The organism is Methanocorpusculum vombati, from assembly GCF_026891935.1.
GTDB lineage: Archaea > Halobacteriota > Methanomicrobia > Methanomicrobiales > Methanocorpusculaceae > Methanocorpusculum > Methanocorpusculum vombati.
This window is the reverse complement of sequence record NZ_JAPTGC010000004.1, coordinates 48,995-73,708: the sequence shown is the minus strand read 5'-3', so window position 1 is coordinate 73,708 and position 24,714 is coordinate 48,995. Positions and strand designations below refer to the sequence as shown.

The following is a 24,714-nucleotide window of genomic DNA, read 5'->3' as shown; positions in this document are numbered from 1 at the left end:
CAACGTAACGTCATATATTCGATATTCCACAGGAAATAGCACGTGTGTTCGGTGAAAAAGAAATCAAATATATCTTCCAAAAATAACCTGTCATAATCTGATATGGTGGAGGTACGGACTGGATTGAACCACATCAGTCACTTTTTGAGGAGAATAGGCTCTGCTCAGAATTATGTTACCATTACCTTATGGACATGTATTTCATGATACGGACTTTTGGAAGAGAAGGTAGCGATTTCTTCCGTGTTTTGTAGAATCCAGTTGATCAACTCTGTATCTCCTTTTCCTGCAGTATCTATCTTGGCAATGATTTTATCAAGATAGGGGCTCCCGCTTGACGCTATTTCGGTAACATTGGGTTCAGAAAGATCAAAGGAGAAGACCAGATATGCAGAGACAGTACTATTTGTATCATGTGGCAACATGGATTGCAGTGTCTCCAGTGATAAACTGTATTGACTTGTCTTATCTGCTGTTGCGTTATAATAGTATGTCGCACCCCCAAAAATATGATCTCCTTCTAATGTTTGATTAGAAAGAAAATCAGCGGTACCTTTCCAGTCATCTTTCGTATATGTAGCATAATATCCCGGAAATCCGCAGATGACATACAACAAAACACCGATAAGTACCAGTACGGTTAAGATCTTTTTTGTTGAGGGATTTGGACTGAAATTAATACAGTTTGCAATTCCGATCAGGAAGAAGGGAAGAATGAAGATGAAATGATTGTACCATACATCAAAACCTAAAATGTTGACTATCTCACCAAAAACCAGCGGAAGTATACACACCATACCGACAAGAAGCAGGGCATTCTTATCTGTCTTATACAGATTCCGCATTCCGATAATCCAGCAGATCAGTGCAGCAACAACAAACAATCCTCCAAGTATTGTATAGGTATTAATACTGGGATTAAACATCTTGAGAAGGGCCTGAGGCAAAAAGAAAACGCCAAGCCCATACACACTTGCAGCCGAAGGAATATCTGAGCCCACTTGTACCAGAACGAAGAACAGGGGAGACACAAGGAGCAGTATTCCCAGAATAGAGAAAAGGAAATTTCGTATATTCCCATACTGGCGGGTCAGGAGGATAGTAAGAATTGCATGGAGGAGTAAGATCCCAACACCAATAGACCCTATAAAATGTGTCCAGACAATCAGTGCAGAGAATAACGCAAAGATTCCCCAGTATTTTGTCTGATTGGTTTTCATTGCCCGAATATATGCGAGAGTTGCAATCAGGAAGAGAAAGAGCAGCATTGTGTAGCATCTGGCTTCCTGAGAGTAGTAGATATGATAGATGAGAACGGTTAATATTCCCGCTGCAAGAGTTCCGGTTCGTTGATCAAGAAGTTCCTTTCCAAGGAGATAGATCAGTGGAATAGAAAATGCCCCGAAGATCGCTGAAAGTAATCTCACCGCAAATTCACCATGACCGAGGAAAGAGAGAGTAATGGACTCCAGCGTATAGTACAATGGGGGTGTGGGTCTTCCGTCAATGTACATCACATTCCAAACTCCCTCCAACCCATTGGAAACAAAATGGACTGTTGCGATCTCATCTCCCCAGAGTGAGTTGTATCCTAAATGGAACAAACGGAGGAATAAGGCCACGAGGGTAAGTACACACACGATAACCGTGTATTTATTGTTCAGAAGATACTGTTTTATTAGTTGCAGATGTTCGGTCATAAAATACTCCAATTAAAATAATCTCTTCACCACTCCGAGAATCCCCTGTTTCCAGGGTACACGGTGCGACACTCCTTGCTTTCCCTTGAACTCATCCTGATGCACAAGGTACCAGGCATAGTTCCGCAGCAGTGCATCTTTGTTCGAGTACACCGGCTGCCAGCCAAGCTGCCGCTTTGCCTTCTCAATGGATACAAATGAGTCTTCGCCTGCGGTCTCATACACCCACTTGTACAGGGGAGACAAATGCAGGAACTCCAATGCCCGCAGGGTCCAGATAACCGGCGCCTTGGGAAACCCGATGATCCGTTTTCCAAAACCGGCTTCATCCAGAACAGCCTGATAGTCCTCCCGCATCGTGGTAAACTCCTCAGCACCGATATTGAAGGTATCATTCACGATCTTCTCATCCAGCGTGGCACACAGATAAATTGCCGCACAGAGATCATACACGTCAAGCAGCTGATACCGGTTGTTTCCACTTCCGATCATCGGAAAATTTCTGCCGTCCTGTGCCCAGTCATAGAGGAGCACAAACACACCCAGACGTTCGGGTCCGATAAAGGACTTCGGACGGATGATCGGAACGATCATCCCTTCTTTGCGGAACTCGGCACAGGTCTTCTCTGCCTCAATCTTTGCAACACCATACGGCCCGACACCATCCAGTTTATCTGTTTCCAGAAGCGGGTGGTGATCCGGAATCCCGTACACCGCAGTTGACGAGATCTGAATTACACGTTTGATCCCGTTCGCCTGTGCGGCAAGGAGAACATTTCTGCTTCCATCAATGTCCGTACTTCTGATGTCCTCCTTTGAGTACAACGGAAGAGCGGCTGCCGTATGGACCACCACATCACAGCCGGACATCGCGTGACGCAGGGAATCATACTCACGGATATCACCGCAAACAACCGTAACGGCAGGATTATCTTTTTCCGGGTAGGCGTACTCCTGCAAGATGTCATACGAAACTACGTCGTGTCCTTTCTCCAGCAGATATCTGGTCAAATTGATGCCGAGAAAACCGGCACCTCCGGTTATGAAATATTTTGACATACTACTCTCTCTTAGCCTCCTCTTTGCGAGGATGTCCGAAATGCAAAAAGTTTCACCAGAACAAATGTTACCGGCAGTCCCAACACTGCGGCGAGGGCATAGACGATAATCTTGTTCCACAAAAAAATATTGAGAAAGATACTAACGAAGGTAAAGAGGATCAGAAAGTTCGGAATGTACGAGATGACGAACTTTCCAAACGAGGAGGCCTTCAGTGATGTGTGGAAGATGAGGCGGGCGTTTAAGCTGTAAGCTACAAACAGACTCAGCCCATATCCGACGACATAAGCAAGCGTTGGATTGATCTGTGTGGAGATGGCAAGAGAACACACAAAATTTGCCAGCGTTCCCATCCCGCCGCAGAACAAAAACAGGAGAAAATCTTTTGACAGAAATGTCTCCTTCATCTTCGTAAAACCACTCGGACGATACTCCTCCCACAAAATTTTTTCCTCACCGACAACCCGGAACGCCTGCTGTGCGCACGCGGCAAGCGGGGCATCCGAAGGTGAATCCGAATAAAACGTTTCTATCACCGCATCAGGGAACTCCGCAGAAAATCTGCGCAGTTTCTCCTCGCCGTAACAGTTCTCCGAAAGAAATTTTCCGGAATTCGGATCAACCTTTGATGCAATCAGCCGGACACCCAGCTTCTCCGAAACGGACCGCAGCAGAAACTCTGGTGACGCAGAAATGATCAGTGTTCGGGGATCGATCCCGGAAAGAAACCACGGCTTCAGTTTCCTCTCAGAAACCATCCAAAACCTTTGAATCATCTCCTCACTATCCGGGATGCCGGCAAGAAATCCAAAGAAGGATTCCTTAAACTGAACCTTATTCCGGAGACCCAACAAATACAGCCCCAACGTCCAGAGAGTCTTCGGCAGATACACAAGAATCTTCGGTGAATGTCTCATACAGAACTTCCAGAAGTCAAGACTGCAGTCTCCCGCATATACCGTCTTATCAAAATCATACACATGCAGGGACTCAGCCATTCTCACACCAGATACAAAATGCCGATACAGACCAGAACCCACAACCCCAGATCCGCAACCATGGGCTTATCCTTCAGCACAATCTCCTCCGGTGTCTCTCCCACATCCGTAGTCCCTGTCAGGAACTGATACCGGAGAAGACCAAAGATCACAAAAGGAATCGTCAGCAGCATATAGTGGGATGTCTGTGACTGGAAGGTGTACAAACAGTACGCCGTAATCGTTACCGCCCCTAAGGTGACGGCCATATCGCGGAGAAGTGACGGCGTGTACTTCTGCAAAACCGTTCTCCCTTCAGCTTTTCCGGAGGTCACCGCGGCAAGTTCTCCTTTCCGTTTCTGTACCGCAATCAGCAGAGAAACAAAAAATGTACACACAATAATCCACGGTGAGATCGTATAACATCCGATAATCACTGCTCCCGCAACAATCCGGAATACGTACATCGCTGCAACACTCATCACGTCCACAATCGGAATGTGCTTCAGCACAAACGAGTACGCGAGATTGAAACAGAAGTAGGTCGCAAGCACCAGCGCAAACAAAATGTTCAGGTACAGACTCACTGCAAAGGAAATACCAACGAGCACGCCAAGAAGCAGACATGCCTGCGTAACAGAAACAGCCCCACTCGCAATCGGCCTCCGGCACTTCTTCGGATGCAGACGATCCTTTTCCCTGTCCACAACATCATTCAGAATATAGACACAGCTTGCCGCAAGACTGAACAAAACACAGCCGACACAGCAGAGGAGAAACAGATCCGGATCAAACAAACTGCCCGAAAACAACAGCGGCGCAAAAATAAATCCGTTCTTCACCCACTGCTTCGGACGCATAAGTCTGAGGAGACTTTTGGGTAAAGAAACTGCATCACGCATAGCTGTCTTCCCTGCCGCATGTTTCCTGTTTTGGGAGTTGCAGCATTATTTTTCCGTTTCCGGCAGTTTCTCGCAACATATCGACGTACCACTAAACACATATATGGGGGTTTATTGGGTGTATTTTAGACACCAATAAGAATGTATGCAACACCCACAGAGATATAGATTCCGGTTCTAAATGAGTACACGAGACAAAGATGGAAGGAGAAACTCGCAAGAAATATCCGCCCGAAAAGCTGAACTTCCGTCTGGGATCAGAATATATTCAGAATTTTTATAACTACATGGATCAGCACGGCGGGAAAAAAATCGACTTTGTCCGCAGCGCCATAGATTACTGGATGTCCGTTGACGGAAACCCTGCACAGATGCAGCAGCAGATCGAAACAATCCGAAAAGAACTCGTTTTGCGTGAAGAGCTGCTGGAGAACTCCCAAAAACACTGTGAGGAACGTATCACCTATCTTGACCGGATTCTTGAAGAAAAAGACGCCCGCATCCGGCTCCTGCAGGAACGAATCGAACAGCAGGATGCAGTCATCAAAAAACTCCTGAACAATACCACGCGGCAGAACGAAGACGAACACCCATAATTTCCGCAGAGTTTTGAAACAAAAACTGTTTCAAAACCAAACCCTTCTCAAGAGATCAGATTCAGCATTCTTTTTCAATTGCCAGCACACTCAATAGACATCAGGCATCATGAGGGTTTTGACGATGGATACTCTGATCCCGTCAGACAAAATTTTTTCAGACATTCGCCGAATAAGACCTTTCATATCTCCCCAGCACCAATACTTTTCTCACTTATGGCAATTCATCCGATCGATTACCGGTATGGTACTCCGGAGATGCGCAGCATCTGGAGTGAAGAGCATCGTTTTACCTGTCTTGTCCGTGCAGAGATTGCACTTGCCCATGCTGAAGCAGAGATCGGGATGATCCCAGCTGAAGATGCAAAAGTCATCGAACAGAACGCTCTTTCCGCCTCCCTCGTACGTGCCAAAGAGATCGAAGCCGAGATCAACCATGACACCATGGCGATGATCAAAGCAATCTCCGAAGTCTGTGGTGATGCCGGGCGCTGGATTCACTATGGTGCAACCTCGAATGATATTCTGGACACCGCAACCGGCTTACAGCTGAAGGATGCGTTTGACACCCTGGAAAAGAAACTCGTTGCCCTCGTATCCGTTCTGCTGGACCGTGCCGGAACAACAAAAAGCCTCGTCTGCGCCGCAAGAACCCACGGCCAGCAGGGAGTTCCCACAACCTATGGTCTGCGGTTTGCAATCTGGGCATCGGAAGTTGCCCGCCACATCGACCGTCTGCGGGAGATTCGTCCGCGTGCGGTGGTCGGTCAGATGACAGGAGCGGTTGGCACCATGGCCGCAATGGGTGACCATGGAATCGAAGTCCAGGCCGCGATGATGAAGTATCTGGAGATCGGATCGGTTGACGTGTCCAGCCAGGTCATTGCCCGGGACCGGTATGCAGAGTACATCTTCATGCTGGCAAACATCGCAACCACACTGGACAAGATCGGTATCGAAATCCGGTCGCTGCAGCGTACCGAGATCGGCGAAGTGGAAGAAGCGTTCGGCAAAAAACAGGTGGGATCCTCCACCATGCCGCACAAGAGAAACCCGATCAAGAGTGAACAGGTCGGCGGTCTTTCCCGGATTGTCCGGGCAATGGTAGAACCCGCACTGCTGAACAACACGCTCTGGGACGAGCGGGATCTGACGAACTCCTCCTGCGAACGAATCACCTTCCCTGAAGCCACGATCCTCTGCGATCACTGCCTGAAACTGATGACAAATGTTCTGGAAAACCTGGTGATCAAAGAGGAGAACGTACGCCGGAATCTTCTGATGCTGCACGGCATCACTCTCGCAGAGTCGGTGATGATCGAACTGACCCGCCGCGGTATGCCGCGGCAGGACGCCCACGAAATTATCCGCGAAAGCAGCATGGAAGCGCTTGCGGCAGGAAAACCGCTGGCCGATATTCTTTCGGCAAAACAGGATGTGGTGAAGTATGTCTCAGCAGAGGAGCTGGTGAGTCTGCTGAATCCGGATGCATATATCGGCCTTGCAGAGGTTCAGGTGGACAATCTGATCCGCAAGCTGGTGACCTACTGTACTCTCTAACTTTTCTTTTTTTGGGAGGAGCGGTGACCGGAAAAATACCGGAGTTATCGATCAGCCTTCAGTCTTCCCTCATCCAGCATATCCAGCTTTGCCGCTGACTGGATCATATCGATCGGTACCGCAACCATATTCACGACAGTATTCATATAATCCATAACCACGGCAATCACAATGGCAAACGCCATAGCATCCAGGGGAATACCCAGCTGGGAAAACACAATCGGATAATTAATCAGATTCCCGCACGGAACCGGAACCCCTGCAATCGAAACAAGAAACACGACGATCACCGCAATAATCAGCCAGGAAATTGAGATAGGCACGCCAAAATACGCTGCCATAAACAGGCTCACACAGAAATACTCGGTCGCAATACCGGCACGGGAAAATGCCGTGCCGAGCGGGACACCAAAGTCCGCCAGTTTGCGGGAAATCCCGCACTGGTCCTGACACACCCGCATATTTATCGGCAATACCGCAGCGGAAGATGCAGTTGTTAGGGAGATCAGAAAGGACGGGAACAGTTTTCGGATCAATGTCAGGGGGGAAATTTTTCGGAGGATCGACACTTCAGCGCCCATAACGGCCAGATGAATCACATGACAGATCAGGATAAGGAGAACCAGCAGGCCAAGCCCGCCAAAATCCTGATCGGTCAGAATGAGCCGGAACATACTCAGGAAGATGAAGACCGGCAGAACCAGAACAATTTTTGTCATGACCTGCTGCATCAGATGATCTGCCTGGTCCAGAAGGGTAATTATGGCAGGAATCGATCGGTGGATCAGGAGAATCACATAGCCGAACAGGAGTGCAAGGAAGATGATCTGGAGCGGATGCCGGTCGGTGAAGGGGGTGAACAGACTGGACGGAATGATCGAGAGGAACAGACCGAAGAGGGACTGAAATTCTCCTCCGCCCGACAAGCCGCTTCCAAGGGAGAGGGGGACAAACGGCAGGCAGAGTACCAGGGCAATTCCGAGTGCGAGGATGATTCGCAGGAGATACCGGGTAAGTATGGTGGTGCCAATTGTGCGGAATCGTTCGATGGTCCCAAAGCCGGCAAGGCTTACGATGAGGGAGAGGAAGATCATCGGCAGGGCGATGACAATCAGTATTTCAAGAAAGGTGTCGAACAAGGGGGTGAGAATGAGATTCCGGAGATCGGAGACGGTTTCGGCAGGGAGGCCGTACCGGCAGAGGAGTCCGGCTGTTATGCCGGCAGTGGCTGCGCAGAGCAGCGGGAGGTAGGGGGCAGGTTTTTTTCGTGCCTGCCGGAGTGTCAGGCGGTTTTCTCCGTTGCGGTACTGGTAGGATGCCAGAAGAGCGGCGGTTTGGAAGAGGGGTTCCCCAGAGGTTTCCTCTGATTCAGGGAGAATGAGAGGGTTGGTTTTTTTGCCGGGGAGGATGAGGGTGATCTGCGGCTGCCGCAGGTGTCTGCTTATTTGACAGGTGAGGGGGTGTTTTTCCCGGATGGGGGTCCAGGTTTGCAGAACTGTCTGAATTGCGGCGTCCAGGTTTTCTTCCGGGATGCTGCCGGATTTTCCGGCGTTCAGGGTCCGGAGGATTGTCCGGCGGAGTTCGACAGGGTCGGCGGGAGCGGGGAACGGGGGAAGGCAGGGTGACTGTCGTTTGGTCTGAAGAAAGAGGATGAGTGCCAGCAGGAACAGACAGCCGAGGATTCCGAGGATGGTGTTTTTCAGGAGTACGGCGGCGGTAATCAGTCCGAGAGGGAAGAGGGATAGTAAGCGATGGGTGTTCATTGGGGTTTTCAGCTCTATCGTCTGTACTGCTGCGTGGTGCTGCACAGATCCGCCTAAGTACTATTGTCGGAGAAGGAATGAAGATGTTGAACATAGAGTGACACCCCTGTCTGTTACAATTTGTAACAGTCCTTTCCGACTACGTTACAATTTGTAACATCCTCCCGATCTGCATGTTACAATCTGTAACATATATCCCTTCTGACCGCCGAAAGAAAGTACACATATGCCTTCCAGAGTTATCCGCGTTGATGAGGATGCAATTGCCCTCTGTTTACAGTACGGGAAAACGGTGAGTGAGGGTATCCGTGCGATGAATGCCCGGATTACCGCACAGCAGAGTTCAGAAAAGCCGCTTGATCCCAAAGCCCTTGAGAAGATGATCCGCAGCTGTATCCGTGATGAGCTGGAAGTTCTTTCGCGGGGGTATTGATGCAGTTCCGCGGCTGGGTCGAGGAGCAGGGACGTGTTCTCGGAGCCGACGAGATTGCAGAACTCACCCCTGAGCGGCTCTGCCGCTGCGGGGGTGAGTTTGTTCTTGGAACCGATCGGTTCACTGCCCGCGACCGGTACGGTATCATGCCGGGAGATATTCCGCCGGGAGTTATCCGTTCTTCGGAACAGGAGTGGCGGATTGTGCCGGACGTGCCGGATCTTCCGCTCGAAGATGCTATCCGGGAGGCTGTCCGTCTCCGGTGTGACGACCAAAGCACAGCTTCGGTCGTCACGCTTTCCGGCGGGGTGGATTCAACGCTGATTGCGGTTTTTGCGGATCTTCCCTGCATTGCCGTGGGGTTTGCCGGGTCGCATGATCTCTGTGCTGCTGCGGATGCAGCCGACCGGCTGGGTCTTTCGCTTACGGTCTGCGAGATTACGGAGGAGGATCTCTGCGAGGCGCTGCCGCTCGTCCGTGCGGCACTGCCGGGTGCGTCGCGGATGGATACGGAGCTTGCGCTGACCGGGTACTTCATCGGCAGAACCGCAAAAGCCTGCGGGGCGGAGCGGGTTCTGACCGGTCAGGCAGCAGATGAGCTGTTCGGCGGGTACTCCCGGTACGGCAGAAGTGTAGATCTCCGTGCGGATCTGGATGCGGATTTTGCGGGGCTTGCGGCACAGCGTGTCCGTGATTCCACAGCTGCCGGGATTTCCGGGGTGTGGTACTCGATGCCCTATATGGATGAGCGGGTGGTACGGGCGTCGCGGCGGTTATCCGCGGATGAGCTGGTCGCAGGCGATCTGCGAAAAATTGCGCTGCGCAAAGTTGCGGCGAAGTATCTTCCGGAGGATCTGGCGTGGAAACCAAAAAAGGCGATGCAGTACGGCAGCGGAATGACGGCGGCGCTGCGGAGAGTGGAGAAAGGATCGCGGCGGTCATGATGGGTTTGTTTTACTTCCCGTACAAATGTACCCGCACCCGTTCGGCAAGCGACTGCTCCCGCCGCTTGAGAACCGTCAGATCCACTCCCTCCTCATGATATGACGAGAACAAAAAGAACAGAAAATCCCCCGTCATATCCATCGACTGTGGTTTAAACCTGACTTCGACCGTCGTATCCCCCGCAAACCCCTTGATCGAAAACCAGTCCGGCCGCTCGAACGAATAAAATCCCCCGCCGAGACCCGGCATCGACTCCACTTTTCCGAAGTTACCCAGATACCGGAAAAATCCGGCGGTTACCGGTTCGCTGAGCTGGTACTCTTTCATAAACGAGCCGTCCGCGCAGTACTTATGCTGAATGGAACGAAGAATGCGCATGTTCTGCCACCTCCAAAAGTGCGTTTACTGCCGATTCACACTCGGCATCCGTAGTAAAATAGGACAGACTCAGGCGGATACAGCCCTGACCGTCATCGATTGTTTTGTGTACGAGTGGGGCACAGTGGAGGCCGGTCCGCACAATAATATTATAGGCTCTGGCGAGGATGAATCCTGCCGCGTCGTTGTCCAGCCCCTGAATGTTTACGGCTATTACGGGGATGTCGGGCGTTTTGTGGTAGATGATGATGTTTTCCGCGTCCGCAAGACCTGCAATGATGGCCGCCGTCTGGCGTTTTGCCTTTTCGGCGACGGCAGAAATTCCTTCCTGTTCCAGAAACGCAACCCCTGCGGCAAGTGCTGCAAGACCGGGGTAGTTGTGCGTTCCGGATTCAAATCTGTCCGGCATTTCCCGAGGCTGATACAGCGAGACGGAGTTGGTTCCCGTTCCTCCGAACCGAACGGGTTCGACTGCGTCCGGGTCCCGCAGATAGAATCCTCCGGTGCCGGGAATGCCGAAGAGTCCTTTGTGACCGGTAAACACGAAGGCATCGACCGGCAGATCCCGCAGCGTTACCGGTACGTGGCCTGCCGTCTGTGCTCCGTCCACGAGGAAGAAGATGCCGTGATCGTGGAGGAGTTCACCGATTGCCCGGATGTTCTGAACAGAACCGAGTACGTTACTTGCGTGGGTCATGACCATGAGTTTTGTGTCGGGCCGGATGGCGGCCTCCACCGCTTCGGGAGTGACGCAGGCGTTGGTGAACGGGACGATATCAAGCCGGATGCGGCCGGCCCGGGCGTATTCGTGCAGGGGGCGAAGTACGGAGTTGTGGTCAAGGGCGGTGGTGAGGACGTGAGGTTTGTCCGGGTGACCGGCAAGAAATCCCGGAATCAGTATGTTCAGCGAATCGGTTGCGTTGTGGGTGAAGATGAGGTGTCCGGGTTCCGGGACGCCGAGGAGATGTGCGAGCCGTTCGCGGGCGAGGGTTGCGTAATCCTGGCCTTCGGTTCCGGTCGTCCGACCGGAACCGAAGGGAGGAAGAGCAAGAGCTGCGGCAACCGCTTCGGTCACGCAGGAGGGTTTGGGCCAGCTGGTGGCAGCATTGTTGAGGTAGATGAGAGGGGATGCGGGCGGCATTTTTCCAGAGAGAATGTCTGCCGGGGATCTCTATAAGGGTTTCGCAGCAGGAGGCGTTGTCCATCCAGTCCGGAGACACACGTGTTTCGCGGCTTCCCGCGGAGCGGCGAGCACGGCAGAGCCCGTGCGAATCGCGGGCCAAAATTTGATCAATGATGATCATGCGGAGTCCATAACGAATTTCGGTACAACGCCGGAAAACTCGCAACCTTAACAATCTCAGAGGGCAACTAATACACAATGACTGATGTGAAGGTACCGCTCGACGTTCCCGAATGTATGCGGGAACAATACACCGAAAACTACAACCTGATCACCGGAGGTTCCGGCCGCCTGATGCTGTTTGCAGGCGATCAGAAGATTGAGCATCTCAACGACGACTTCTGCGGATCGGGCATCCCTGCTGACGACGCCGACCCCGAACACCTTTTCCGCATTGCATCAAAGGCAAAGATCGGCGTTCTTGCCGCCCAGCTGGGCCTTATCGCCCGCTACGCCATGGACTACCCCGAGGTTCCCTATCTTGTCAAGATGAACTCCAAGACCCACCTCGTCGGCGTATCCCAGAAGGACCCGGTCAGCCCCCAGCTGTGGACGGTCGATCAGATTGCTGAGATCGCCGACCGCGGCATTAAGATCGCCGGCATCGGCTACACGATCTACCTCGGCAGCGAAGAGGAAGCAGACATGCTGGCCGAAGCCGCCCAGCTGATCAACACAGCGCACCAGTACGGTATGGTAACCGTTCTGTGGATCTACCCCCGCGGCAAAGCAGTCAAGGACGAAAAAGACCCGCACTTAATCGCAGGCGCAGCAGGTGTTGCCGCATGTCTCGGCAGCGACTTTGTCAAAGTGAACGCACCGAAGAAGGAAGGAGCCGCATCCGCAGAACTTCTTCAGGAAGCAGTCAAAGCAGCAGGCCGGACAAAACTCGTCTGTGCGGGAGGCTCATCGGTCTCGGAAGAAAAATTCCTCGCCGAACTCTACGACCAGATTCACATCGGCGGTGCATCCGGCAACGCAACCGGCAGAAACATTCACCAGAAATCTCTTGACGAGGCCGTGAAGTTCTGCAACGCGATTTATGCAATCACGGTGGAAAACAAGAGCGTCGCAGAAGCGATCGCTCTGCTGAAATAATTTTTCTCTCATACACTCTTTTTTTTGCCGGAGACCCCAAGGGCTCTTCTCGGGAGCTGATGCCCTTAAATCAATGCTAGCATCACAAAGTTCACCACAAACAGACCCGTAAAGATCCACATCAGCGGGTGCACCTGCCGGGCCTCTCCCTTATAGATCCGGATCAGACAGTACGTCAGAAAACCCGCCGCAATCCCGTACGAAATGTTATAGCACAGCGCCATAAACACCGCCGTAAAAAAACACGGAGCCGCAACCTCGAACTCCCGCCACGCCACATCCGCAAACGATGCCGCCATCATAATCCCTACAATTACCAGAACAGGTGATGTCGCCGCAAGCGGCACCGCACTCACCACGCCCGCAAAAAACGTACTCACTCCAAAACAGACCGCAACCACCACACTCGTCAGCCCTGTTCGTCCGCCCGCGGCAATTCCGGTTGCACTCTCCACATAGGTAATCACATTTGACGTTCCCATCACCGATCCGATCGTCGTTGCGGCCGCATCCGCAAACAGTGCCCGTTCCATCTTACTCTTCATCCCTTTGCTCTCCGTCATTGTCCGCATATCCTCATCCGAGAAGATCCCGCTCCTGCGTCCCGTACCCACCAGTGTCCCGATCGTGTCAAACATATCACACAGACCAAACGCCAGAACCGTCACCAGCACCAGAGGCAGCCGTGTCGGATCCGTAAACAGTGAGACCAGCCCCGCATCGGTAAAGATAACCCCGAACGTGGACGGCAGAGCCGCACATGCCTCCGAGAAACTGATCGTTTCCCCAATCCCCGTTACCCCGAACGGGATTCCGGCAACCGCGGCAATCCCGATTCCGATCAGCAGTGCCCCTTTCACCTGCTTGACCAGCAGCAGAAGCGTCACCGCAAACCCGATCAGAAACACCCAGATAACCGGCTGGTGCAGGGAGGCGAGGGCAGGAACACCTGCCGAGAACTCAATCAGTCCTACATTCAGGAGACCGATATATGCCACAAACACCCCGATTCCTCCCCCGATCGCTGCCTGAAGCGACGGAGGAATAGAGATGATCAGCTGTTTGCGGACGCTCGTTACCGTCATGAGTACATTCAGAATTCCACACAAAAACACCATCGATAATGCCTGCTGCCAGGTGAACCCCAGCACAAAGCAGATCGTGTACACAAAAAAGGTGTTCAGTCCCATGCCGGGCGCCTGGGCAAAAGGCACATTCGCATACAGCCCGATAATCAGGGTGCCCGCAATCGCCGCAAGAATGGTCGCCAGAAACACGGCTCCCCATTCCATCCCGGCTTCGCTCAGGATGGCAGGGTTTACAATAATAATGTAGGCCATCGCAAAAAAGGTCGTGAGACCTGCCGTAACTTCGCGGGATACCGTCGTGTTTTCGGCTTTCAGATGAAACAAACTCTCCAGTGACACCATACCCAACACCAGCCGGTCCGTCTCCACAAACGACCGGTTCTTATCTCAGATTACACACACGGACATAAATCTGTTTGGAAATACCGGGGGACGCTGAGAGTGTCCCCGACAGAAAAAAAGAGCTGCCGCAGGGAGTTTCACTGCTGCGGTGAGACCTCGACTCCGTCGCCCGGATTCACCACATCCACCCGCATCGACGTCGTTGCCTCAATTGCATGCTTAAACTCCGTCAGATCCTGCGCAATTGCCGGGAACGTATTATAGTGCATCGGAATCACCAGCGGTGCCCCGACCCACTCCGCAGCAATCATCGCCTCGGCAGGTCCCATCGTATAATGGTCCCCGACCGGCAGCAGCGCAACGTCCGGATGATAGAGCTCATGAATCAGTTTCATATCCGAAAACAGCGCCGTATCGCCCGCATGATACACCACAATCCCGTCCATCTCCACCACGAGCCCGGCGGCAGTTCCCATATACAGCTCAACATCATTCTCCGTCACCGAGGAGGAATGCAAAGCAGGAACCATAGTCACCTTCACCCCGTCAGACACCCACGTCCCGCCGAGATTCATCCCGGTTGCCGGAACACCTTTTCGCGACAGATACTGCGCAAGCTCATGAATTGCTACCGTGGGTTTCTTCAGATCAACCGTGATCCCCAGATGATCTCCGTGACCGTGGGTCACCAGCACCAGATCCGCAGCAATCTCAGCGGCTTCGGCAGGCATGGGATCGATCAGAACTTTCTTCGATCCTTCCAGCGAAAAACAGGAATGACCAATATAGCGGATATACATATCATATACTTCCCTTTCGCCGTATAAATACAAATTGATCCGGAAGGAGTTGCATTTTTCTGCATCAGAAAGAAAAAAAGCATCAACCGCCGGACAGCAAAAAAAAAGAAAATATCAGTTGATCTCGATACTGTCCGACTCCGAGACATCGATAGCCTCGCCGAGCGTATCCTCCTGCAGACCCGACGCCATCTTCTCCGTCAGATCCCGATCCTCCATCACATCGCGGATACGTTCCAGATACGGATCCAGCGTCGTATCCTCCCGCTGCTCAATTACGTGCCGGTACTCGCGAAGGGTTGTCGGACTGATGCCGAGCTCTTCTGAAATCTCCCGCATCGTCTTATCCGTACTCATCAGCGTCTTCATCTGCGCCTGATCGAACGGCATATTAAAATCAAGATCGCGGAACAGCTTCAGCCGCACGCGGGCGCGGGCAACCGTCTTTGACAGCTTCTCATCGCCCAGTTCGCGGGCAATCTCCGTATCATTCTTGCCTGCATGGAACGCCGTAATCAGCCGTGCCAGCTGAATCGGCTCCAGTTTCGTCTTAAAAAATCCACGCTCCTGAATCTCCCGCATAATCAGAGCGATCTCACGCTCAACCGCATCCTGATCCCGCAGCGTACCGTGAAGCTGCTTCATGGGCTCCACAATCTTTGTTTTCTGCGTAATGTCAGAAAACAGTTTCAGTAAATCCTTCTGTCTCTTTTTTGGGGCCATATTCATATTCCTCCCAAAACGGGTTATTCGATGAAAATGTACTTCAAAGCATATAATTATTCTGGATATGTCCGCCCCTCTCCCAAACTCCCGGACAGGATGCAAAATATTAATTACCACAACGACTGTATGATTATCCCCAAAAATATCTGCGGGAGGGAAACCGCACAGATTACTCCTGCTTTTTCCCGAACAGACGCTGAACTGCGGAAACATCCTCGCGGCTTCCCGACAGAAGCACCATATCATGCGGCAGCAGGACGGTCGTTCCGTCCGGCGTCAGGATGACCTCCCCCGACTCCCGACGCAGCGACACAATCGATACATGGAACCGTTTTCGCAGATGCAGATCGGACAGAACCTTTCCGGCCGATTCCGACTCCGGATGTACCGGCACATGCACAAACTCCGTCTTTGCCGCAGGCTCAAGCGTTGCCGACAGTCTCCGCAGCCGGCTCTCCTCCGCCTTCTGCGCCATCGCCTCTTCACGTTCCGAAAAGATCTCCGCACGCACCTCCCGTACATACTGATCCAGATCCTTTGCCGGAACACTCTCGCTCGCAAACACCCGCCGCGTCATCGCAAGACCTGCCTCACGTTCGTCTGCGATCACCTCATCCACCCCGATCTTAAACAGCGTCGGACTCTCCCCCGTGTAGCGGGTCCGCGTAATAATCGTTGTCCGCGGATTCATCCGCCGTGCGGCTGACACAATTCCCCGAACCGCAGCGGAATCGGGAATCGTAATTACCAGCGTCTTCGCCCGCTCAATTCCCGCATACCGGAGAATCGGTTCAAGCGAGGCATCGCCGTAGGCAATGTTCTCTCCTTTTGCCCGTTCGGCTGCAACCGTCTCCGGATTCATCTCAAGAATAATATACTCGCGGCCAACCCGCTTCAGTGCCCGGACCACGTACTTCCCTGCCGGACCAAACCCGACCACAATCACATACTCATGGTCATCTTCTGTCTCCGTCTCCCCGGCCGTCTCCTGTTCTCCCGTCCCGGGAGAACAGCGGCGGCTGACCAGCGGCGAACAGATCACCATCCGCGACACCTTCGGGGCAGCATCCACCGCAAACGGCGCAATCGTCATCGACAGAATCGCCACCGCAAGAAACACCTGATAAATCGTATCGTTCAGCAGCCCGAGCGACATTCCCGCCGCCCCCAGCACAAACGAAAACTCACCGATATGCGCAAGACCCACACCGCCGATAACTGCCGCACCCGCTGCCGCTCCGGAAAGCAGTCCCGCGGCAGTGGTAATCACCATCTTTCCCAGGAACAGCACTGCAACCAGTGCCAGAATGAACAGGATATGGTCCAGCATGAACGCGACCGACAGCATCATACCGACCGAGATGAAGAACACACTCGTCATCAGGTCACGGATCGGCATAATGATTCCGAGCACCTCGTGGTTGTACTCAGAACCGGCAATCGCCACACCCGCAAGGAATGCCCCAAGAGACGTTGACACACCGGCAAGTGACAGAATCCAGGCAACTCCGATACAGATCGTCACCACCGAGATGATGAACAGTTCCCGGTTTCTGCGGGCGGCAACGACGTCCAGAATGCGGGGAACCACCACAAGGGCAATCCCCAGAACCACCACCAGCGCTATAATATCTGTTCCGAGCGTCATCAGCGAGGAGACTACATTGCCGCCGACCCCGGCAATAACCGGAAGCAGAAGCATAATGGGAATGACCGCAATATCCTGGCAGATCAGGATGGCCAGGATCAGTTTTCCGTGACGGGTATCGATCTGGCCGTTGTTCTGATACAGGTTCAGTACTATCGCCGTCGAAGAGGAAGCCACCATGAACCCGAGCAGCAGCGCTGTCCCCGACGCGATACCGGCCGCATTCAGAATCAGCCACACGACAAACGTCGTCAGAAGAATCTGTACTCCGCCGGCAATCAGTACAAGCCGTTTCATTGCAAGAAGATTTTTGAGAGATATCTCAAGGCCTATCGTAAACATCAGAAGAATCAGTCCGAACTCGGCAACCAGGCTGACCTGGTCATAGGTGAACAGATGCAGGCATGACGGCCCGATAAGAATACCTGTCACAAAAAAACCGATGATCGTCGGCAGATGAATTTTGCTGCTGATAAACAGTACCACAAGGGTTGCGGCAAGCAGCAGAAACAGTCCCATCATTGTAGTTTCGACGGCCATTGATGTACAATTGTTGGGATGAACAGATGAAAATTATGTCGATAGCAGCCGGGTACCGGGTTGCAGGAAATGTTGTCAGTATTCGGGAAACTCGTCGATGATGCGGTACACTTCGCGGCCGGTCTGTTTGTTGATGGTCATGACAACATTGATCGCGGCAAGTTCGGTGATGAACGCGCCGTCACTGTCGGTGCAGTGCAGAAGTTCTTTCACGGGGTCGGCAAGGTGGGTGTGCCAGTCGTTCATCATGTTCCGGAATGCGGCAAGGGCAGAGGCGGATACGTCAGAGCTTTCCCGTACCTGTTCCGGGCAGCGGGGGTTTCCTTTTGCTTCGTAGCGGTAGAGGACTTTGCCGGAGGCGACATCGAACACTTCCAGAAAGAGCCGCGGCTCTTTCCGGACAAACCCTATTCCTGCACCGCAGGGAATTTTCGGATCGGTTTCTGCGTTCCAGAGTTCGGCGGGGATGCCGTCCGGAAAGGCGGGACAGGTCCGCCATCCGTGTCTTCCGCGGTGATGAACGCAGATTCCGCAGATTCTGCTGAGAAGAATGGTGTCGTTTTCCTGCGGGAGGGGATCGATTTTGTCGGCAAGCGCTTCGGCCCAGACGAACCGGGAGAGGTCGAAGACGCCGCGGCGGATGGGGGTGCAGGGGATTTCGGCGAGCTGGTCTGCGGTGAGGAGGACGGGGTCGTCCGCAGGCGTTTCGGTGATGATTGCAAGGCTGCCGTCTGCAAGGTGTGTTGTTCCCAGCAGGAGACAGGTCAGGCCCCGGGTCTGATCGTGGTAACAGTAGGCGAGAAAACTGTTGGCGGAGGCGGGAGGTTTGCCCTGCCCCGGGACGGGACCGTCGAAGAGGAGGTACTGTTTGTGAAGCGTGGCAAACCGGAATCTGGCAAACTGCATCTGAAATAGATTGGTTGTGAAAAATGATAAATGCGGGGCTTGTTTTCGGCGGGAATGCATCCGGATTTTCAGAAAATATCTGGCACTTCCGGAAGTCTCATATTATCTCAGCAAAATAAATGTAAAACATTCTGCGGCGGAATACGTTCAGCCGTCTGAACACAATAGTTGATGTGATAGTTATGACAGAAAACCGTCCGAAACTGAACAGGGAACTCGCACAAATGCTGAAAGGCGGAGTTATTATGGATGTGACGACTCCGGAGCAGGCAAAGATTGCAGAGGATGCCGGAGCATGTGCGGTTATGGCGCTGGAGCGTATTCCTGCGGATATCCGTGCGGCAGGCGGCGTGTCCCGGATGAGCGATCCGAAGATGATCAAGGGTATTCAGGCTGCTGTGTCGATTCCGGTGATGGCAAAGGTCAGGATAGGCCATTTTGTGGAGGCACAGATTCTTGAGGCAATTGAGATCGATTATATTGATGAGAGTGAGGTGTTGTCGCCTGCGGATGATGTGTATCATATCGATAAGACGCAGTTTCAGGTGCCGTTTGTGTGCGGTGCACGGAATCTCGGTGAGGCGCTCCGCCGCGTTGCTGAGGGTGCGACGATGATCCGGACGAAGGGCGAGGCGGGAACCGGCGATGTGGTGCAGGCTGTTCGTCATATGCGTACGATGCAGAGTGAGATTCGTGCGGTTGTGGGGATGCGTGGGGATGAGCTGTATGAGGCGGCAAAGCAGTTCCAGGTTCCGTATGATCTGATTCGGTTTGTGCATGAGAACGGGAAACTGCCGGTGGTGAATTTTGCGGCGGGCGGTGTTGCGACCCCTGCGGATGCGGCGCTGATGATGCAGCTGGGCGCTGAGGGTGTGTTTGTGGGTTCGGGTATCTTTAAGTCGGGAAATCCTGCCAAGCGTGCTGCGGCGATTGTGAAGGCGGTGACGAATTATAATAATCCGAAGATGCTGGCTGAGCTGTCCGAGGATCTGGGTGAGGCGATGGTAGGGATTAATGCGGAAGAGATTGCGGTTCTGATGGCGGAACGGGGCCAGTAAGGTTCTATGCGGATTGGCGTTCTTGCCCTGCAGGGGGCGTTTGCGGAGCATGCGGCGCGGCTGTCGTCCCTTGGTGCGGAGACGTTTGAGATTCGGAAGGCTGCGGATCTTGACGGGCAGTTTGACGGGCTGGTGATTCCGGGAGGCGAGAGTACGACGATGACGAAGCTTCTGCATGATCTCGGGTTGTTTGAGCGGCTGCGGGAGAGTATTGCGGGCGGTCTTCCGGTGATGGGTACGTGTGCGGGTCTGATTGTGCTTGCAAGACGCGTTGAGGGTGGAGTTCCCTGTCTTGCGACGATGAATATTACGGCGGTGCGGAATGCTTACGGGAGGCAGTTGGGGAGTTTTGAGACGGTTGCGCCGTTTGCGGGTGTGGGGGAGGTGCCGATGACGTTTATCCGGGCACCCTGTGTCCGCGATCCGGGAGAGGGGGTGGAGGTTCTGGCACAGGTGGACGGACGTGTTGTTGCGGTGCGGGAGAAAAATCAGCTGGCCCTTGCGTTCCATCCGGAGCTTGATGCGGATACGCGGATTCATGAGTTCTTTTTGGCGATGGTTGCGGGGAACTGATTTTCGTTTTTTTTTGGTTTTTTGGTACGGGGCAGTACTCCGGTTCCCGGAAAAATATCTGTTCTGTTTTTTTTCGCGGCATCACGTCCGGGAAGTTTCTGCCGGGTACTCCTCCGGTAAAAAAGAAAAAATGAGTCTGTTTAGTCTCTGCGGAGCAGGACAACAGCACCGACTGCGCCAATCAGACCCAGAACTGCGAGTCCCATCGGGGATTTGGTCGGGGCCGGGACCGGCGTCAGGGTGACGTCAACGGTTGCGGTCTCGCCTTTTGCGGGCATCATGATCGGTTCGGTTGCGGTTTCGTAGCCGGTTGCGGAGACTCTGACCTGGGTGATCGGGGTTCCGGTGGTGTATACGGAGAACTCTGCCTGACCGTCTTTGATGGTGCCGGTATAGGCAACGGTGCCGGAGACAGAGATAAGTTCGACGGTTGCTCCTTCAATCGTAGATCTGACCTGAATGACACCGCGGTCGCCGCCGATCGGTTTGATTTCAGTGAGGTCAACGGTAACCGTGCTGGTCTCGCCTTTTGCGGGCATGGTGACTGCGGCGGTTGCGGTTTCGTAGCCGTCTGCGGATACTTTTACTTCTTTGTACGGGGTTCCGGTGGTGTACACGGAGAACTCTGCCTGACCGTTGGTTACGGTCTGCGGTTCGCTTTCGTCGCCGTTGATTGATACTAATACTGCGGTTGCGCCGTCAACGTTGCATTTCAGCTGAATTACGCCGCGGTCACCTCCGACTGAGTTATCTGCCGCGGCAGCGCTGGCAAAGAGTGCCAGAGTAACTACGGCAATAAGAAGAATCGTAATTTTTTTCATAGAATTGACCTCCACAACCAGATACCGGCTGCTTGGTTAGGATAACTATATTCCTCTATAGGAATAAAATGTTTCTTTCGGCTTTGCACCTAAATTCATTTATTGACTCCGAATGATCGTCGTCGATCGAATTTCAGTCCACGATTCGGGGATATTCAGGAATGAAGGTGAAACGCCGTTTCTTTTCCCCGCGGGGTTGTTCCGAAAAAAACCAGAAATCCTTTTTCCTATCCTGCAAATACGATTGTATGCATCCTTACGTGGAAAAGATTGCTTCGATTGGTGCAAAGGCAAACCCGACGTTTCAGACGCTCGGTATTGAACCTGTGTCCTGGGGAGACGGAAAGGCTGTGCTGAGGATGACGGTAACGCCGCATCTGCACAACGGGTCCGGGTTTTTGCAGGGGGGATTTTATGTGATTCTGGCTGATGAGGCAATTGCTCTTGCGATTCTTGCGACTGCGGGAGAGGATGAGGGTACGGCAACGATCTCGGAGACGACGAGTTTTCTTCGCGGGGTTAGCGAAGGTGAGATCTATGGTGTTGCAGCCATCACCCGGAAAGGCAGGAGGATTGTGTTTGCGGAGGGCGAGGTGCGGAAGGGGTCGCCCGACGGGGAGCTTTTGTCAAAGACGGTGGTGTCCTATACGATGACGAGGGCGTGAGGGAGTTTCCGGATCGTTCCGGTTTATTTTTTTGGAAGGGGTTCCTGCGGAGTTCAATGCGGATGTCCGGGGAAGCTTTGTTCCACAGTAGTCTTATATCGTAAAAGCGGGAAAATATACTGTATGGATACGCAGGAAGGGGAGAGTGCTGCTTCCCCGGAATTTCAATTTTTAGCGGAGAAGGCAGTACAGCTCGGGGCAAAGGAAGTAAGAATAATTCCTGCGTCACAGATTATTATTGAGAACCGCGTGACGCTGAAATGCCGTTCCGGCTGTGTTACGTACGGGAAAAAACTTACCTGTCCTCCCTATGTTCCAACCCCTGATCAGTTCCGGGAAATTGTACGCGAGTACCGGTCTGCGCTTCTGGTAAAGTTCGGTTCGGATGCCAACGTTGATCCGGATGTTATCCGGTCAATTTACAAATACTGGCTTGACCCAAATGCTCCTGCCGAGAAGAAACAGATGGCACAGACATTCTGGGATGAGTATTTCCAGGGCAGTAAAATGATTCATCCGATCATGCTGGAACTGGAGAAAACCGCGTTTAATGCAGGATATACGTTTGCTCTTGCCCTGTCGAACGGTTCGTGCCGACTCTGTGAGAGATGCAATACGAAAGAGGGAATCTGTCTTCATCCGCAGATTGCAAGAATTCCCGAGCATGCTGTGGGTATCAATATGAAAAAAACCGCAGAGCTTGCCGGAATGCCGATCACGTTTCCCTGTGTGGAACATCCGGAACCTATGGCTCTCCTTCTGATTGATTAAGTGTTGGGGGAGAAATGTATCCCGGCGGTGTGCGGCGGTTCTTCCCGGATGGTTTTGTGGTCAATCCGTTTCGTCATACTCCTATGAGGATACGTTAATGTGTTTTTCTGATCTGAAAAAAAGTGCCGCGAAATTTTTTTGCGGGAGGGTGATCCGGAAGAAAAATGATGATGAGGGGGCCCGGCCGGGTTATTCTGATCGGTCGTCGAGGGAGTTTTTGATCAGGAGTTTGATGGTGTGTTCGTTGCTTTCGATGATCCTGAGGAGGAGTTCGCGTTCCTTTTGGATCTGGTCGAGGGTTGCGGCGATCTGTGTTTCCAGATGCCGGAAGTTTTCTTTCACGCCGCTGAGACCTCTTCTGCACCCGGTTGTGAAGAAAGAAAACCCGTCGAATTCGACGGGTTTAACTCATACGATATACCGGTTAATCATAACCATAAAACCCGTCGAATTCGACGGGTTTAATACAACCAATTAACCAGACCCTGTTCCGGGTATCCGACATACTTATATTTTTTAACCTGATATATTTCCCTATCGGGAATATCTCATGACATCCAGAATATTCAAAGATATCATACATGCCAATGGAGTAAATATAACCGTTCTCTCCCGCGGTACTGTTGACGACTATATCTCTCTCACTGACATTGCAAAATACCGAACTGATGAACCTGCTGATGTCATAAAAAACTGGATGAGAAACCGCGACACCATTGAATTTCTCGGCTTATGGGAAACACTGAACAATCCGGATTTTATTGTCGATGAATTTAATGCCCTGAGACTTGAATCCGGAAGAAACGCTTTCGTTTTATCTCCAAAAAAATGGATCGAAAAGACGAATGCCATAGGCATTCTCTCCAAAGCAGGGATAGGCGGAGGTACATTTGCCCACAAAGACATTGCCTTTGAATTTGCTTCATGGATATCTGCCGAGTTTAAACTTTACATTATCAAGGATTACCAGCGGTTAAAATCTGATGAAAACAGCCGTTTATCTCTGGATTGGAATCTCACCCGGACTCTCGCAAAAATTAACTATAAAATCCATACCGATGCAGTTCGGGAAACACAGATTCCGGAAAATGTATCCAAAAAGCATCAGGCAATGACATATGCATCAGAAGCAGATGTTCTCAATGTTGCCCTGTTTGGCAGTACTGCAAAAGAATGGCGGGCGGCAAATCCCGATGTATCAGGAAATATACGCGATCATGCCACAATATCCCAGCTTGTTGTTCTTTCTAATCTTGAAAATCTCAATGCGGAGTTCATGACGGAAAATATTTCCCAACAGGAACGACTTTGCCGACTAAATGAAATTGCGATCCGCCAGCTGAGATCTCTTTCCCAAAATGCTGCGATGGAAAAACTTCGAACATGGGATAAGGAGATCGCAAACAGATAATCCACTCAGGTTTCATCTGAAAATTAACTCCCGTCCCTGGAAAGGGATACGTCGGGTAAACAGCAACAGGATTACTCGGTTGTCAGAAACTCTTCTTCGGCAACCGGCTCGCCGTAGCGGTTGATCTCCCCGCGGTAAATCCGCGTCGAGGAAACCGCCTTCCCATCCTCAGCAAGCACACACTGAATCTGATAAAGATCCACCATCGCTTTTCCCCGCTCCTTTCGCTTGCGGTTGATCTCGTTGCCTACCGGGAATGTTTCGTAGCTGACCACCAGCGCATCAAAGTCCTGGGTCAATGCGCTGCCGTACTGATCGTAGAGCGGCTCAATCTCATACGTTGCCGCAAAGTTCTGGCTGTCGATCCAGTCCGTAAGCTCCGCAAACCGCACCGCATACTTGCGGACCCGATGCTGTTTACGGGCGGCAAACGGATCGGCGGAGAGACCGATCACCACATGACCGCCGTCTCCTGCGGTCATGAAGGCACGCCGCAGCAGCAGCTGGTGTCCAATGTGGAGGGGATCAAACGTCCCGCCGACCATGACTTTCATCTGAGGTTTTGGTATGGGCTGTACAAAGAAAAGGATATTGGTACATCAGAAGGTATCCCGAACAGTTCGCACACCGTCCCCCGTTGTTCCCCTACACTGCAATGAACTCGGTTTATCCCCTCACCTTTTGGGAGGAATTTTCGTGTATTGCATGATTCCTCCAACCAAAACGGTGTGCGGAAGATTACAGAACCGGTTCCGACCTCACCCTCAGCCC

The 24,714-nt window shown here is 52.3% G+C and carries 24 protein-coding genes and 1 pseudogene; 10 read left to right on the top strand and 15 right to left on the bottom strand.

Translation table 11 applies throughout. The features are described 5' to 3' along the window. Positions 1-170: 170 nt before the first annotated feature. From O0S09_RS03855 to O0S09_RS03840, 4 genes and pseudogenes are all read right to left on the bottom strand, one after another. Positions 171-1,700, bottom strand: coding sequence for a glycosyltransferase family 39 protein (locus O0S09_RS03855; protein ID WP_268922630.1), 1,530 nt, complete (start codon positions 1,698-1,700; stop codon positions 171-173). Between the two features lie 12 nt (positions 1,701-1,712). Beyond that, positions 1,713-2,759: an NAD-dependent epimerase/dehydratase family protein gene (locus tag O0S09_RS03850; protein ID WP_268922629.1), complete on the bottom strand. Its 1,047-nt coding sequence runs from the start codon at positions 2,757-2,759 to the stop codon at positions 1,713-1,715. An 11-nt stretch (positions 2,760-2,770) separates the two neighbouring features. Continuing rightward, positions 2,771-3,757, bottom strand: a complete 987-nt coding sequence (locus tag O0S09_RS03845; protein ID WP_268922628.1) for a haloacid dehalogenase-like hydrolase — start codon at positions 3,755-3,757, stop codon at positions 2,771-2,773. 2 nt (positions 3,758-3,759) lie between these two features. Continuing rightward, positions 3,760-4,644, bottom strand: a pseudogene (locus O0S09_RS03840) (decaprenyl-phosphate phosphoribosyltransferase); the annotation flags it as partial. Between the two features lie 194 nt (positions 4,645-4,838). Here O0S09_RS03840 and O0S09_RS03835 point away from each other — a divergent pair. Next, positions 4,839-5,234 (top strand): hypothetical protein, encoded by a 396-nt coding sequence (locus O0S09_RS03835; RefSeq protein ID WP_268922627.1) that lies wholly within the window; start codon positions 4,839-4,841, stop codon positions 5,232-5,234. A 216-nt stretch (positions 5,235-5,450) separates the two neighbouring features. Next, a complete protein-coding gene (gene purB / locus O0S09_RS03830) occupies positions 5,451-6,794 on the top strand; it encodes an adenylosuccinate lyase (protein WP_268922626.1) in 1,344 nt (447 codons plus the stop codon). 44 nt (positions 6,795-6,838) lie between these two features. Here the strand turns inward: purB and O0S09_RS03825 are convergent, their stop codons facing one another. Beyond that, entirely contained in the window at positions 6,839-8,557 is a 1,719-nt protein-coding gene (locus O0S09_RS03825) for a dicarboxylate/amino acid:cation symporter (RefSeq protein WP_268922625.1), read from the bottom strand. 226 nt (positions 8,558-8,783) lie between these two features. Between O0S09_RS03825 and O0S09_RS03820 the strand changes: the two genes are divergently transcribed. Continuing rightward, entirely contained in the window at positions 8,784-8,990 is a 207-nt protein-coding gene (locus O0S09_RS03820) for a hypothetical protein (protein ID WP_268922624.1), read from the top strand. Next, the gene (locus O0S09_RS03815; RefSeq protein ID WP_268922623.1) at positions 8,990-9,934 is read left to right on the top strand and encodes an asparagine synthase C-terminal domain-containing protein; all 945 of its coding nucleotides are present in this window, start codon (positions 8,990-8,992) and stop codon (positions 9,932-9,934) included. Before O0S09_RS03820 ends, O0S09_RS03815 begins: the two co-directional genes overlap by 1 nt. A 10-nt stretch (positions 9,935-9,944) precedes the next feature. Here the strand turns inward: O0S09_RS03815 and O0S09_RS03810 are convergent, their stop codons facing one another. After that, a complete protein-coding gene (locus tag O0S09_RS03810; RefSeq protein WP_268922622.1) occupies positions 9,945-10,313 on the bottom strand; it encodes a hypothetical protein in 369 nt (122 codons plus the stop codon). Next, the gene (locus O0S09_RS03805) at positions 10,285-11,454 is read right to left on the bottom strand and encodes an aminotransferase class V-fold PLP-dependent enzyme (RefSeq protein WP_268922621.1); all 1,170 of its coding nucleotides are present in this window, start codon (positions 11,452-11,454) and stop codon (positions 10,285-10,287) included. The genes O0S09_RS03810 and O0S09_RS03805 overlap by 29 nt, the downstream gene beginning before the upstream one ends. A 240-nt stretch (positions 11,455-11,694) precedes the next feature. Here O0S09_RS03805 and O0S09_RS03800 point away from each other — a divergent pair, with 240 nt between their 5' ends. Beyond that, entirely contained in the window at positions 11,695-12,594 is a 900-nt protein-coding gene (locus O0S09_RS03800; protein ID WP_268922620.1) for a beta/alpha barrel domain-containing protein, read from the top strand. A 65-nt stretch (positions 12,595-12,659) separates the two neighbouring features. Here O0S09_RS03800 and O0S09_RS03795 read toward each other — a convergent pair whose 3' ends face one another. From O0S09_RS03795 to O0S09_RS03775, 5 genes are all read right to left on the bottom strand, one after another. Then, a complete protein-coding gene (locus tag O0S09_RS03795; RefSeq protein WP_268922619.1) occupies positions 12,660-14,024 on the bottom strand; it encodes an NCS2 family permease in 1,365 nt (454 codons plus the stop codon). A 137-nt stretch (positions 14,025-14,161) separates the two neighbouring features. After that, positions 14,162-14,824 carry a metal-dependent hydrolase gene (locus tag O0S09_RS03790; RefSeq protein ID WP_268922618.1) on the bottom strand — a complete coding sequence of 221 codons (663 nt, stop codon included), beginning with the start codon at positions 14,822-14,824 and terminating at the stop codon, positions 14,162-14,164. A 114-nt stretch (positions 14,825-14,938) separates the two neighbouring features. Next, positions 14,939-15,547, bottom strand: coding sequence for a response regulator receiver protein (locus O0S09_RS03785; RefSeq protein ID WP_268922617.1), 609 nt, complete (start codon positions 15,545-15,547; stop codon positions 14,939-14,941). A gap of 172 nt (positions 15,548-15,719) precedes the next feature. Further along, positions 15,720-17,738 (bottom strand): monovalent cation:proton antiporter family protein, encoded by a 2,019-nt coding sequence (locus O0S09_RS03780; RefSeq protein ID WP_268922616.1) that lies wholly within the window; start codon positions 17,736-17,738, stop codon positions 15,720-15,722. A 75-nt stretch (positions 17,739-17,813) separates the two neighbouring features. Beyond that, entirely contained in the window at positions 17,814-18,644 is an 831-nt protein-coding gene (locus O0S09_RS03775) for a hypothetical protein (protein WP_268922615.1), read from the bottom strand. Positions 18,645-18,826: 182 nt separating this feature from the next. Here O0S09_RS03775 and pdxS point away from each other — a divergent pair, with 182 nt between their 5' ends. Next, positions 18,827-19,702 carry a pyridoxal 5'-phosphate synthase lyase subunit PdxS gene (pdxS, locus tag O0S09_RS03770; protein WP_268922614.1) on the top strand — a complete coding sequence of 292 codons (876 nt, stop codon included), beginning with the start codon at positions 18,827-18,829 and terminating at the stop codon, positions 19,700-19,702. Between the two features lie 6 nt (positions 19,703-19,708). Further along, complete coding sequence (gene pdxT / locus O0S09_RS03765; RefSeq protein WP_268922613.1) at positions 19,709-20,275, top strand: pyridoxal 5'-phosphate synthase glutaminase subunit PdxT; 567 nt, start codon at positions 19,709-19,711, stop codon at positions 20,273-20,275. A gap of 140 nt (positions 20,276-20,415) precedes the next feature. Here the strand turns inward: pdxT and O0S09_RS03760 are convergent, their stop codons facing one another. Next, positions 20,416-21,096, bottom strand: a complete 681-nt coding sequence (locus O0S09_RS03760; RefSeq protein ID WP_268922612.1) for a hypothetical protein — start codon at positions 21,094-21,096, stop codon at positions 20,416-20,418. Between the two features lie 248 nt (positions 21,097-21,344). Between O0S09_RS03760 and O0S09_RS03755 the strand changes: the two genes are divergently transcribed. Further along, complete coding sequence (locus tag O0S09_RS03755; protein ID WP_268922611.1) at positions 21,345-21,761, top strand: PaaI family thioesterase; 417 nt, start codon at positions 21,345-21,347, stop codon at positions 21,759-21,761. Positions 21,762-21,884: 123 nt separating this feature from the next. After that, a complete protein-coding gene (locus O0S09_RS03750) occupies positions 21,885-22,532 on the top strand; it encodes a DUF2284 domain-containing protein (protein WP_268922610.1) in 648 nt (215 codons plus the stop codon). A gap of 189 nt (positions 22,533-22,721) precedes the next feature. Here the strand turns inward: O0S09_RS03750 and O0S09_RS03745 are convergent, their stop codons facing one another. Further along, the gene (locus O0S09_RS03745; RefSeq protein WP_268922609.1) at positions 22,722-22,874 is read right to left on the bottom strand and encodes a hypothetical protein; all 153 of its coding nucleotides are present in this window, start codon (positions 22,872-22,874) and stop codon (positions 22,722-22,724) included. A 208-nt stretch (positions 22,875-23,082) separates the two neighbouring features. Between O0S09_RS03745 and O0S09_RS03740 the strand changes: the two genes are divergently transcribed. Further along, positions 23,083-23,943, top strand: coding sequence for a KilA-N domain-containing protein (locus tag O0S09_RS03740; RefSeq protein WP_268922608.1), 861 nt, complete (start codon positions 23,083-23,085; stop codon positions 23,941-23,943). A 71-nt stretch (positions 23,944-24,014) separates the two neighbouring features. Here the strand turns inward: O0S09_RS03740 and O0S09_RS03735 are convergent, their stop codons facing one another. Beyond that, positions 24,015-24,497, bottom strand: a complete 483-nt coding sequence (locus O0S09_RS03735) for a phosphopantetheine adenylyltransferase (RefSeq protein WP_268922607.1) — start codon at positions 24,495-24,497, stop codon at positions 24,015-24,017. Between the last annotated feature and the right edge of the window lie 217 nt (positions 24,498-24,714).